Source organism: Streptomyces sp. CWNU-52B, assembly GCF_047444975.1.
GTDB lineage: Bacteria > Actinomycetota > Actinomycetes > Streptomycetales > Streptomycetaceae > Streptomyces.
In genome coordinates this window covers 14,985-28,208 of record NZ_JBLFJV010000002.1, presented here as the reverse complement: position 1 = coordinate 28,208, position 13,224 = coordinate 14,985, and the positions used below count along the sequence as shown (strand labels likewise).

At 69.8% G+C, this 13,224-nt stretch carries 7 protein-coding genes; 1 reads left to right on the top strand and 6 read right to left on the bottom strand.

The features are described from left to right. Positions 1–217: 217 nt before the first annotated feature. Complete coding sequence (locus ACLVWQ_RS01360; RefSeq protein ID WP_414106405.1) at positions 218–3,958, top strand: GH92 family glycosyl hydrolase; 3,741 nt, start codon at positions 218–220, stop codon at positions 3,956–3,958. A gap of 94 nt (positions 3,959–4,052) precedes the next feature. Here ACLVWQ_RS01360 and ACLVWQ_RS01355 read toward each other — a convergent pair whose 3' ends face one another. The 6 genes from ACLVWQ_RS01355 to ACLVWQ_RS01330 form a co-directional block, all read right to left on the bottom strand. After that, a complete protein-coding gene (locus tag ACLVWQ_RS01355; RefSeq protein WP_414106199.1) occupies positions 4,053–5,402 on the bottom strand; it encodes a hypothetical protein in 1,350 nt (449 codons plus the stop codon). Between the two features lie 431 nt (positions 5,403–5,833). Continuing rightward, a complete protein-coding gene (locus ACLVWQ_RS01350; RefSeq protein WP_414106198.1) occupies positions 5,834–6,943 on the bottom strand; it encodes a lytic polysaccharide monooxygenase in 1,110 nt (369 codons plus the stop codon). An 801-nt stretch (positions 6,944–7,744) separates the two neighbouring features. Next, positions 7,745–9,391: a sensor histidine kinase gene (locus ACLVWQ_RS01345; protein WP_414106197.1), complete on the bottom strand. Its 1,647-nt coding sequence runs from the start codon at positions 9,389–9,391 to the stop codon at positions 7,745–7,747. After that, entirely contained in the window at positions 9,388–9,510 is a 123-nt protein-coding gene (locus ACLVWQ_RS01340; RefSeq protein WP_414106196.1) for a hypothetical protein, read from the bottom strand. Before ACLVWQ_RS01340 ends, ACLVWQ_RS01345 begins: the two co-directional genes overlap by 4 nt. A gap of 202 nt (positions 9,511–9,712) precedes the next feature. Next, positions 9,713–12,427, bottom strand: coding sequence for an aconitate hydratase AcnA (gene acnA / locus ACLVWQ_RS01335; RefSeq protein WP_414106195.1), 2,715 nt, complete (start codon positions 12,425–12,427; stop codon positions 9,713–9,715). Positions 12,428–12,690: 263 nt separating this feature from the next. Beyond that, entirely contained in the window at positions 12,691–13,080 is a 390-nt protein-coding gene (locus ACLVWQ_RS01330) for a VOC family protein (protein ID WP_414106194.1), read from the bottom strand. Positions 13,081–13,224 lie beyond the last annotated feature (144 nt).

Here is a 13,224-nt window from a genome sequence, read left to right as displayed (position 1 = left end):
CCCCCGTACGCCACGTCCAACACCCTTGACATCACTGGCCACTTCACTCCCTACTGGACCTTGCGCAGCTAGGTTGACAACGTTGTCCAAGCGCACGTGACAGGGAGGGTGCTGGCGCATGCACCACAGATCTCGGCAAGGGTCTCTGCACAGACCTCGGCTCGGAGTACGGCACGGGTGGGGTTCCACGGCGGTCCTCGGAGCGGCCGCATTCGCACTGGTGGTGGCCTCGCAGGGCGCCGCCGTGGCCCGTCCCGGTGAAGCGGCGGCCAAGGAGCGGGAGTTCGGCTCCTCCTTCGAGTCGGGCGAACCGGCACCCGACTGGCTCAACACGGTCGACACCGCGGCCGACGGGACCAAGCGTGCCTCGGGCGTCGACGGCGGCTACAGCACCGGTATCCCCGGCAATGTGACCGACCACGTCACGGACGTCCGCGCGAGCGAGGAGAACACCGGCGGCGGCGAGGTGAAGGAGAACCTCGTCGATGTCGAGCCCGCCACCAAATGGCTGACCTTCAAGCCGACCGGCTGGGTGGAGTTCGACCTGGACGCGCCCGTCAAGCTGGTGACGTACGCGCTGACGTCGGCCGGCGACCACGCCGAGCGCGACCCGGTCGACTGGACCTTCCAGGGCTCCACGGACGGCAAGGACTGGAAGACCCTCGACAACCGCGCCGGCCAGTCCTTCGCGGAGCGCTTCCAGACGAAGTCGTACGACCTGGCGGAGCCCGCGGAGTACCAGCACTTCCGGCTCGACATCACCAAGAACAACGGCGCCTCGGACGCCACCCAGCTCGCCGACGTCCAGTTCTCCACGGGTGGCGACGAGAACCCCATCCCCGAGGACATGCTCTCCCTCGTGGACCGCGGCCCCAGCGGCTCCCCGACGGCCAAGTCGGGCGCGGGCTTCACCGGCAAGCGGGCCCTGCGCTACGCGGGCACCCACAAGGCGGACGGCCGCGCCTACTCGTACAACAAGGTCTTCGACGTGAACGTGGCCGTGGGCCGCGACACCGAGCTGGGGTACCGGATCTATCCGTCGATGGCGGACGGCGACCTGGACTACGACGCCACGAACGTGTCGGTGGACCTGGCCTTCACGGACGGCACCTACCTCAGCGACCTGCGCGCCCAGGACCAGCACGGCTTCGCGCTGACGCCGCAGGGGCAGGGCGCCTCGAAGGTGCTCTACGTCAACCAGTGGAACAACGTCACCTCGCGGATCGGCTCGGTCGCGGCCGGCCGCACCGTGGACCGGATCCTGCTCGCGTACGACTCCGCGAAGGGTCCCGCGAAGTTCCGCGGCTGGCTGGACGACGTCAGCCTGAGCGTGCAGAAGCCCGAGAAGCCCAAGGCGCACCTCTCGGACTACGTGTCGACCACGCGCGGCACGAACTCCAGCGGCGGCTTCTCCCGCGGCAACAACTTCCCGGCGACGGCCGTGCCGCACGGTTTCAACTTCTGGACCCCGGTGACGAACGCGGGGTCGCTGGACTGGCTGTACAACTACGCCCGCGCCAACAACGACGACAACCTGCCCACCGTGCAGGCGTTCAGCGCGAGCCACGAGCCCAGCCCCTGGATGGGTGACCGGCAGACCTTCCAGGTGATGCCGTCGGCCGCCGGCGGCACCCCGGACACCGACCGCGGCGCCCGCGCGCTGCCCTTCAAGCACGAGAACGAGACGGCGCGCCCGTACTACTACGGGGTGCGGTTCGAGAACGGGCTGAAGACGGAGATGGCGCCGACGGACCACGCGGCGGCCATGCGCTTCACCTTCCCCGGTGACGACGCGAACGTCCTCTTCGACAACGTCACGGACCAGGCGGGCCTGACCCTCGACAAGGAGAACGGGACCTTCACCGGCTACTCCGACGTGAAGTCCGGCCTGTCGGCCGGAGCGACCCGGCTCTTCGTGTACGGCACCTTCGACGCGCCGGTGAAGGAAGGAAGCTCCGCCGGGGTCAAGGGCTACCTGAAGTTCGACGCCGGCTCCGACCGCACCGTCACGCTGCGCATCGCCACGTCCCTGATCAGCATCGACCAGGCCAAGGACAACCTCCGTCAGGAGATCCCGGACGGCACGTCCTTCGACAAGGTCAAGTCGAGCGCCCAGAAGGCGTGGGACAAGATCCTCGGCAAGATCGAGGTCGAGGGCGCGACGACCGACCAGCGCACGACGCTCTACTCCAGCCTCTACCGGCTGTACCTGTACCCGAACTCCGGCTTCGAGAAGGTCGGTTCGAAGTACCAGTACGCCTCGCCGTTCTCGCCGATGCCCGGCCCGGACACCCCGACGCACACCGGCGCGAAGATCGTCGACGGCAAGGTGTACGTCAACAACGGCTTCTGGGACACCTATCGGACGACCTGGCCCGCCTACTCCTTCCTGACACCCGGTCAGGCCGGGGAGATGGTCGACGGGTTCGTGCAGCAGTACAAGGACGGCGGCTGGACCTCGCGCTGGTCCTCGCCCGGCTACGCGGACCTGATGACCGGCACGTCCTCCGACGTGGCGTTCGCGGACGCGTACGTCAAGGGCGTCGACTTCGACGCGGAGTCGGCGTACGACGCGGCCGTGAAGAACGCGACCGTCGTGCCCCCGTCCTCGGGTGTGGGCCGCAAGGGCATGAGCACCTCCCCCTTCATCGGCTACACCAGCTCCGACACCCACGAGGGTCTGTCGTGGGCGCTGGAGGGCTATCTCAACGACTACGGCATCTCGAAGATGGGCGAGGCCCTCTACAAGAAGACCGGCAAGAAGAAGTACAAGGAGGAAGCCGCCTACTTCCTCAACCGCGCCCAGGACTACGTCAACCTCTTCGACTCGAAGGCCGGCTTCTTCCAGGGCCGGGACGCCAAGGGCGACTGGCGGGTGGACTCCGAGAAGTACGACCCGCGCGTGTGGGGCTACGACTACACGGAGACCAACGGCTACGGGTACGCGTTCACCGCGCCGCAGGACTCACGCGGGCTCGCCAACCTGTACGGCGGCCGGTCGGGACTCGCCGACAAGCTCGACACGTACTTCAGCACCCCGGAGACCGCCTCGCCGGAGCTCAAGGGCTCCTACTCCGGTGTCATCCACGAGATGATCGAGGCCCGCGACGTCCGCATGGGCATGTACGGGCACTCCAACCAGGTGGCCCACCACGTGAACTACATGTACGACGCGGCCGGCCAGCCCTGGAAGACCCAGAAGAACGTGCGTGAGGTGCTCTCCCGCCTCTACACGGGCAGCGAGATCGGCCAGGGCTACCACGGCGACGAGGACAACGGCGAGCAGTCGGCCTGGTACCTCTTCTCCTCGCTCGGGTTCTACCCGCTGGTGATGGGCAGCGGCGAATACGCCGTCGGCTCACCGCTGTTCACCAAGGCGACCGTCCACCTGGAGAACGGCCGCGACCTCGTCGTGAAGGCCCCGAAGAACAGCACGAAGAACGTCTACGTGCAGGGGCTGAAGGTCAACGGCAAGGCGTGGAAGTCGACTTCCCTCCCCCACTCCCTCATCTCCCGTGGCGGGGTGCTGGAGTTCGACATGGGGTCGAAGCCGTCCTCGTGGGGCACCGGGAAGAACGCGGCGCCCGTGTCGATCACGCAGGACGACAAGGTGCCGTCGCCCCGGACCGACGCCGTCAAGGGCGAGGGCGCGCTGTTCGACAACACGTCGGCCACGAACGCCACCGTCACGTCCACGGATCTGCCGACCGCCGACCCGGTCAAGGCCGTCCAGTACACGCTGACGTCGGCCGACGGCGCCAAGGCTCCGAAGGGCTGGGTCCTGCAGGGCTCGTCCGACGGGACCACGTGGAAGGACCTCGACAAGCGGTCGGGGCAGTCCTTCGCCTGGGACAAGCAGACGCGGGCCTTCTCGGTCGCGGCACCGGGCACGTACGCGAAGTACCGCCTGGTCCTCGACGGTGAGGCGACGCTGGCGGAGGTGGAACTGCTGGGCTGACCCACGGCCCGGCCGCGCGGCCCGACAGGAGCGCGCAACGCGCACAGCACACACGGCACCGGTCACCGGCGGAACGGTGACCGGTGCCGTCCTGTCACGGCAGGACGGTGACCGGCGCCGTGTCGTTGGCGCGGTCGGGGTCCCGACGGGCGGTCTCGGCGTCGGTCGTCACCGCCACGCTGCCCTCGTCCGGTCCGCCGAGCCGGAGGGTGAAGTCGAAGGTGCGCGTCTTCCCCGGCGCTAGCCCGCCCTGCACCTGGCAGGAGTACGTGCCCTTGTCCAGTTCGCAGTAGGGCTCGTACACGTCCTCGTCGATGGCCTCCTCGGGCTGCTCCACCACCGTGGCGCCGGCCGGCGGGGTGAACAGCAGTGTCGTGGTGCCGGGGTCGGCGGGCCCGTTGTTGCGGACCTTCAGGTGCACGGTGCGCTCGGTGCCGCGTGCGCCGGCCACCTCGACCGGGAAGACCTCCAGGTCCGCGTGGGTGTCCACCCGTACCCTGCTCCACACGTCGCCGCCGGCGAACGTCCCTCTCAGATCGGGCCCCTTCGCGGTCCCGGTCGTCAGGCGCGGACCCTCGCCGGTGTCGCCGCCCTCGGGTACGACGCTGTTCTCCCCGGGGCCCATGTCCAGAGCCCAGGCCTCCTGGCGGAAGGAGGTGTACAACTGCGTGCCGGCGACGCCCAGCATCAGGTTCGGCCGCAGGACGGCCGCCTCCCCCGGCGGTATGCGCAGGCCGGGGAACTCGCACACCACGAGGTGGTCCTTCTGGGGCTCCGGATAGCGGCAGTTGCCGTAGCGGTGCTCGAAGCTCAGGGCGCTGCCGATGGCGATCTGCAGGCCGACGCCTCGTACCGGCACCTCCCCGGTGTTGCGGACCACGACGGGTGTGCTGAGGACGGAGTCGGGTCCGACGTCCTCGAACACCTTCGTCGTGCGCACCTTCACGACGGGCTCCCCGACGACGACCCGGGTACGGGCGGTGAGGGTCTTCCCCTTACGGGTGGTGAACCGGAAACGGACCGTCGCGCTGTCACCCGGCTCGCCGCCCGGGGCGGCGAACGGATAGACCCGGTCCAGGTCGGCCCAGCTGTTGTAGGTGCCGCTCACCCGGCAGACGACCCGGGTGGCGGTTCCGGAGCACCTCGGATTCTTGCGGATCTCCGAGATCTTGAGCCGTACGGCCCGCCCGGAACCGGTGACGTCCACCGTGAGCCGGTGGTCCTGCGTCCCGACGCCGCCCCTGGCCGTCACGTCCTCGGCCTGGACGTGGAAAGGCACCTTGTCCGTCGGGCCGGCCCTGTCCCCGTGGGGCCGCAGATAGAACAGGTCCGGCACCGTGATCCACGACTTCTCCCCCTGGTCGCACCCGGCGAGTCCGCCCAGCAGCATCACCAGTGCCAGACAGACGGCCGCGGGCCGCCGTGGTGTGCCTCGCTCGTGCATGGGCCCCTCCCCCGGGGAGACCGTCGACGAAGACGGCCGGAGACCGCCGGCGACCACCGGAGACCGCTCGGAACGACCCGGAGACGGTCCGTTGACGGTCCGATGACGGTGTGGACGGTCCGCAGACGGTTCAGGGTTCGTCGACGGTCAGGAGTTCGTCGGAGTCGCACACGCTACCGGCTCGGACCCGTGACGCATAAACCTCAGAAGTGGCTCAAGATTTGAACTCCGTGGACTGCGCCGCCTGTTGACGGAGTAGAGTCGAATCCAGACCACTGGACAACGTTGTCGCGTCCTTGGTCCGTACGAACCACACCCCCTCCGGCCAGGCACTCCCCCGACCTGCCCGGCTCGCGGACCCGGTGGATTACGGCCACCGGGTCCGCCCAGAGCGACCCGAGTCACGGGGCCTGGTTCCGGCCTGGGGCGGCTCAGCCCGGCCGGCACGCGAGGGCGGTCGTCGGATCACCTCCGGAGCCCTTGACGACGTAGCCGAACGTGGCGCTCTCGCCCGGATCGAGCGACCCGTTCCAGTCGGCGTTGTGGACCATCACGTCCTGCCCGCTGTAGGTGGCGTTGCCGCTCCAGAGGCTGTCGACGGACTGCCCGCCCGGCAGCGACCAGTCGACCATCCAGCCCAGCAGCGGCACCTCTCCGCTGTTGGTGACGGTCACCTCGGACTGGTAGCCGTCGGACCAACTGCCCGTCGTGCGGCGGGTGGCGGAGCAGGCGCCGGGCAGGGGATCGGTCGGGTTGCCCGGGTCGTGGATGCCCGTCACCTCTCCGTTGCCGCCGTCGAAGACGACGTCGGAGCAGGAGTAGAAGGTCTCCGCGCTGTCCGAGCGCTGCCAGACCATGTAGACGAGGTGGCGTCCCGACTTGCCGGCCGGAAGCTGTCCGGACCAGGAGTAGTTGGCCTCGACCGTGCCCGGTGACCCGTTGAGCGGCGGGTGGTCGACGCTCAGGAACGGCTGCTCCTCCATGTCGTTCCAGGTGAGCGCCTTGGTCGGATCGAACCCGTCCTTGGTGAGGTAGACGTAGAACCAGCCCGGGTGCGCGGCCCAGGCGTTGTAGGAGAAGTCGACGGTCGCACCCGAGGTCAGATGGGTGAGCGGCCAGTCGGCGCTCGGCGTGTTGAAGCCGGTGAAGTTGGTGTTGCCGCCGCTGCACAGTTCGCCGTCGGGCACGAAGCCACGGGTGCGGCCCGCCCCGTCGGAACGGAGCACCGAGAACCAGTTGTAGAACGGCGTCGTCCCGCTGACCTGCTGGGCCGCCTTGCAGGCCGGGTTGACCGGCTTGATCTCACCGGTGTCGGTGAGCCCGTCCTGCCAGCACAGGAAGGTACGGCTGGCGGGCTTCATGGGGGTGCCGTGGGCTTCCGCCTCACCGCCCGCCGAGACGACCAGGCCGAGCGCCGGGACCGTGACGACCAGGGCCAGCAGGATGAGGAGGAAGGCTCTGCCCCGGGCGGGAAGCGGTAATCGCCGTGGGGGGCGGGAGGAAGGTGGTGGTGGTGATGATGGTGTTGTTGTCAGGGTCATGACAGAGTCGTCCGTCCCTTCGTTCGCAGGCCGTGTGGGGTTCGGGTGCGGGTGCGCGGGGCGCGGGTGCGGATACGTGAGGTGGGAGCGGCCTCCCCGGGCGGGTTCCGGTCCACCTGAGATGGGAGCGCTCCCACCTCACGTGGTGTTGAAGCTAGCGCGGACCGGTGCGCCTGTAAACGGCTGACGCGCGAGGGCCACACCCGGGCGGGTGCGGCCCTGGCGATGACAGGGGTGACGGGGTTGCCCGGCAGACCAAGTAGCTTGCTGCTCAGCGATGGTGAGGGAACGTCAGGCGGGTCTCTCACAGGATCTCCGTGCCCCGGTCGTCGCCGCCCGGAGCACGGATGACGGAATGCACGTGCACCACCACCTCTTGGGGACGCGGGGAACGACACAACCCTTCGCCACGGCCGCGGGGGAACGGCCTTTTGGGGGCGCGGGGAACAGCGCAACCTTTCGCCTCGGCCGCCGGGAACCGCCCCTTGGGGGCACGGGAAGCGACGCAACCTTTCACTTCGACCGCGGAGGAACGGCCTCTTGGGGGCGCGGGGAACGGCGCAATCTTTTAGGGGCGCGGGGAACTGCGCGACAAGCCCCCACCGGCCCGCACCCGACGAACCGGGCCGCCGCCACCCCTGCGAGGCTCCGTACACGCCGGCGAGCGGACCGGGTGCCGGCAGTTCCACCACGGCCACGCGGGACGACTGCGGGACCCGAGGCCCAGGGCGGCGCGCGAGACCGTACGCGGGGCGCCCGCGACCACCTTTGGCACCACTTCCGACGGAGTCACTCGCGGCGTCACTTCCGGCTCACCCTCGACGGCGTTCCCGACGGCATTCCCGACGCCGCTTCCGAAGTCGCCCCAGGAGGACCGCCCGAGGACACATCGGAGGGTGGCGCGCCCTCCGGCACCTCCGCGGGCGGCGGGGCGGGCGGCAAGGCGGACGCCAGGGCAGGCGCCAGGGCAGGCGCCAGCGTGAGCGTGAACTCCGTACGCCCCGGCTCGCTCTCGACCTCGACGCGGCCCCCGTGTGCGTCCGTGACGGCCGCGACGACGGCCAGTCCGAGCCCGGAGCCACCCTCGTCGGGCCCGCTCCGGGAACGGGAGACGTCCCCTCGCGTGAAGCGCTCGAAGACCGACGGCAGCAGGTGCGCCGGGATGCCGGGCCCGTCGTCGCGGACGCGCACGCGGACGACGCGGTGTGCCCCCGTGGCCTCCACCGAGGCGGCGACGGTCGTGCCCTCAGGTGTGTGCACCCGCGCGTTGGCCAGCAGGTTGGCCACCACCTGGTGCAGACGGGCCTCGTCGCCGACGACGAGCGCGGGGGCGTCGAGGGGCAACGCCAGTTGCCATTCGTGGCCGCCGCCCGCCGCTCGCGCGTCCCACACCGCCTCGGCGACCAGCGCCGCGAGGTCGACCTCGGTGGCCCTGAGCGGACGCCCCTCGTCGAGTCTGGCGAGCAGCAGCAGGTCCTCCACCAGCCGCGTCATACGCGCCGACTCGGCGAGGACGCGCCGCCAGGCCAGGGCCGGCTCGATCCGCTGGGTGCCGCGGTTCATGAGTTCCGCGTATCCGGCGATGGACGCGAGCGGGGTACGGAGTTCATGGCTGGCGTCCGCCAGGAAGCGGCGCATACGTTCCTCGCCGCGTTGACGCTCGGCGCGCGAGGACTCGACGTGGTCGATCATGCGGTTGAGCGCCGCACCGACCTGCCCTGCCTCGCTCCCGGGGCGGGTGTCGCGTTCGCGTACCCGGGTGAGGCCGGTGACCGCGCCCCGGCCCAGCGGAACTCGGGAGACCTCGACGGCGGTGGCGGCGACCCGGCCGAGCGGCCGCAGCTGACGGCGTATCACCACGGCGCAGAGGCAGCCCGCGGCAGTGACACCGAGGCCCGCCGCCACGGCCTCGACCAGGACGAGGCCGCGAATCATGTCCTGTACGTCGTCCATCGGGAGCCCGGTGAGAACGGGGGCGCCGTCGCCGTCGCCGTCGCCACCGCCGTCGACGGAGACGGCGGTCACGCGGTAGGTGCCGAGGCCGGGAACCGTACGGGTGCGCGGGGAGCCGTCGGTGGCGACGCCGGCCAGGGCGGCGCGCTGGGCGGCGGTGAGGGGCCGGCGCGTGCCGCCGTCGGTGACGACCTCGGCCGCGGTGACGTCCCTGGCGCCGGAGCCGTCGGCGAGGCGGGCGGCGAGTGTGCCGACGGCCTGTCCGCGTTCGTCCAGGAAGCCGAGGTCGGTGCCGTCGCCCGTACGGCGCCGCAGTGCGTCCTGACTGCGCTCGGCGGCGTCGGTGACGCGCTGGTCCAGGTTGCCCAGGAGACAGGCGCGTTGGGCGAGGACGGCGGTGAGGGCCATCGCGGCGCAGACGACGACCAGGGTGGCGCCGACGAGGAGCGGCAGGCGGGTGCGCAGGGACCGCCGCTGCGGCAGCCGGGGTTTCATCTGCCGTCCTGAGGCGGCCTGATGACGTCGTCGGCACCGGTGGCCAGGGCGTCGATGCGGTGTTCCAGCGCGTCGCGCGCGGTGAGCATGAGGACGGGCTCGCTTCGAAGGCCAGGCATAAGGGGATGATGTCTCTCACACCTGGCAGAGCCCTGTGTTCCGCCTGGGTGGGACCCATGTCCTGAAATGAACGGCACGGAGAGCCCGGAGGGGGAACGGCGAGGGGCCGCACCCCCACGTCGGGAATGCGGCCCCTCACCTGCCTCTTGACTGCCTATCGGGCTGCCTGTCGGCTGCCTGTCAACGGCCTTGCTCAGCCGCTTACTTGGCGATCAGGCTGCGCAGCACGTACTGCAGGATGCCGCCGTTGCGGTAGTAGTCGGCCTCGCCCGGGGTGTCGATGCGGACGACCGCGTCGAACTCCACACCGGTGTCGGTGGTGACCTTGACCGTACGGGGGGTGGTGCCGTCGTTCAGCTCGGTGATGCCGGTGAAGGAGAAGGCCTCCTCGCCGGTCAGACCGAGCGTCTCGGCGGTCTGGCCCGCCGGGTACTGCAGCGGGATGACGCCCATGCCGATGAGGTTCGAGCGGTGGATGCGCTCGTACGACTCGGCGATGACGGCCTTGACGCCGAGGAGCGCGGTGCCCTTGGCGGCCCAGTCGCGGGACGAGCCCGAGCCGTACTCCTTGCCGGCCAGGATGGCCAGCGGGGTGCCCTGCTCGATGTAGTTGCGCGAGGCGTCGTAGATGAACGACACCGGCGCGTCGGGCTGCGTGAAGTCGCGGGTGTAGCCGCCCTCGGTGCCCGGCGCGATCTGGTTGCGCAGGCGGATGTTGGCGAACGTGCCGCGGATCATGACCTCGTGGTTGCCGCGGCGCGAGCCGTAGCTGTTGAAGTCACGACGCTCCACACCGTGCTCGGTGAGGTACTTGCCGGCCGGGGTGTCGGCCTTGATGGCGCCGGCCGGGGAGATGTGGTCGGTGGTGACCGAGTCGCCCAGCTTGGCGAGCACGCGCGCGCCGGTGATGTCGGAGACCGGGCTGGTCTCGATCGACATGCCCTCGAAGTACGGGGGCTTGCGCACGTAGGTGGACTGCGCGTCCCACTCGAAGGTGTCGCCGGTGGGGATCGACAGCGCCTGCCACTGGGCGTCGCCCGCGAAGACGTCCTGGTAGGACTTGTTGAACATGTCCTCGCCGATGGTGTTCGCCACGACGTCGTTGACCTCGGCCTCGGTCGGCCAGATGTCTTCCAGGTAGACGGCGTTGCCGTCCTGGTCGACGCCGAGCGCGTCCTTGGTGATGTCCACCTTCATGGAGCCCGCGATGGCGTACGCGACGACCAGTGGCGGGGAGGCCAGGTAGTTCATCTTGACGTCGGGGTTGATGCGGCCCTCGAAGTTCCGGTTGCCGGAGAGGACCGAGGTGACCGCGAGGTCGTGCTCGTTGACGGCCTTGGAGACCTCGTCCGGCAGCGGGCCGGAGTTGCCGATGCAGGTGGTGCAGCCGTAGCCGACGAGGTTGAAGCCGATCTTGTCGAGGTAGGGGGTGAGCCCCGCCTTGTCGAAGTAGTCGGTGACGACCTTGGAGCCGGGCGCCAGGGTGGTCTTGACCCAGGGCTTGCGGGTCAGGCCCTTCTCCACGGCCTTCTTCGCGACGAGCGCGGCGGCGACCATGACGTACGGGTTCGAGGTGTTGGTGCAGGAGGTGATCGCGGCGACGGTGACGGCGCCGTGGTCGATCTCGTACGTCGAACCGTCGGGGGCCGTGACCGTGGTCGGGCGGGTCGGTACGCCGTTGGTGGCGGCCGGGGCGTCGGAGGCCGGGAAGGACTCCTTGCCCGCCTCGTCGTCGTCCTCGACGTAGTTGCGCACGTCCTGCGCGAACTGCTGCGAGGCGTTGGCGAGCACGATCCGGTCCTGCGGGCGCTTCGGTCCGGCGATCGACGGAACGACCGTCGCGAGGTCCAGCTCCAGCTTCTCGGAGAAGTCGGGCTCGGCGGCCGGGTCGAGCCAGAGGCCCTGCTCCTTGGCGTACGCCTCGACGAGCGCGACCTGCTGCTCGTCGCGGCCGGTCAGGCGCAGGTACTTCAGGGTCTCGTCGTCTACGGGGAAGATCGCGGCGGTGGAGCCGAACTCCGGCGACATGTTGCCGATGGTGGCGCGGTTGGCGAGGCTCGTGGCCGCCACGCCCTCGCCGTAGAACTCGACGAACTTGCCGACGACGCCGTGCTTGCGGAGCATCTCGGTGATGGTCAGCACGAGGTCGGTGGCGGTGGTGCCGGGGGTGAGCTCACCGGTCAGCTTGAAGCCGACGACCCGCGGGATGAGCATGGAGACCGGCTGGCCGAGCATCGCGGCCTCGGCCTCGATGCCGCCGACGCCCCAGCCGAGCACACCGAGGCCGTTGACCATGGTGGTGTGGGAGTCGGTGCCGACGAGGGTGTCGGGGTAGGCCTGGCCGCCCCGGACCATGACCGTACGGGCCAGGTGCTCGATGTTGACCTGGTGGACGATGCCGGTGCCCGGCGGGACGACCTTGAACTCGTCGAACGCGGTCTGGCCCCAGCGCAGGAACTGGTAGCGCTCCCGGTTGCGGCCGTACTCCAGCTCGACGTTCTGCGCGAACGCCTCGTGGGTGCCGAACTTGTCGGCGATGACGGAGTGGTCGATGACCAGCTCGGCCGGGGCCAGCGGGTTGATCTTCGCCGGGTCGCCGCCGAGCTCCTTCACGGCCTCGCGCATGGTGGCGAGGTCCACGACGCAGGGCACGCCGGTGAAGTCCTGCATGATCACGCGGGCCGGCGTGAACTGGATCTCCTCGCTGGGCTGGGCCTGCGAGTCCCACCCGCCGAGAGCACGGATGTGGTCGGCGGTGATGTTCGCGCCGTCCTCGGTACGGAGCAGGTTCTCCAGCAGGACCTTGAGGCTGTACGGAAGGCGGGCCGAGCCTTCCACCTTGTCCAGCCGGAAGATCTCGTACGACTCGTCGCCCACACTGAGCGTGCTACGGGCGTCGAAGCTGTTCGCCGACACGACAGTCTCCTTCATTCATGTACGCGTACCACCGCATCCTGCCGCCATACCCTCTTGGCCGATCCGCTAAGGTCAGGCTAAGTTAGGTAACCCTTACCGGTCCGGGCGGCTGCGGCACGCCTCGGCAGATATCTCGATGTCGAGATAACTCTAGTACATGACCGCTGGCCGGTCATGTCCGGAGGGTCTTGACCGTTGCCGTCCGCCGGGGTACTCGACGGCGGAACCGGCCGTTCGGTCCGAGTGACCGGCCTCGCGGCCGGTCAGTCGAGGTAGTGCGCGCGCCCCTCGTCGTCGAGTTCGAAGGCGCCCTCAGGGATGACGCAGAACTCGTTGCCCTCCGGGTCCCCCATCACCAGGAACCCCCCGTCGTCGTACCGCTCCAGCCTGCGCCCGCCGAGCGACTCCACCCGCCGCTGCTCGGCTGCGGGGTCGGACGAGGTGATGTCGAAGTGCACGCGGTTCTTGCCCGACCTGGGTTCGTCGGTCTGCTGGAATCCCAGGCCGAGACCGTTCTCTCGCCGTAGCCACACGTACGGCCCCGTGCGGCCCACGACCGGCCGGCCGAGCAGCTCGGACCAGAACAGAGCGAGCCGCTCGGCATCGGCAGCATCGACGATGAGGGCGTTGACTTGCAGGGCAGAGTCCGTCATGCCCGCGATCCTCTCAAGGGGGCGATCCCCGCCGGAATGCCCGCCGGGCCGGCAGGCTCGGCCGACCCGCCGGGCCGGTCGGGCTCGGCGGACCAGTCGGGGTCGGCGGATCGGTCGGGGTCGGCGGATCGGTCGGGGTCGAGG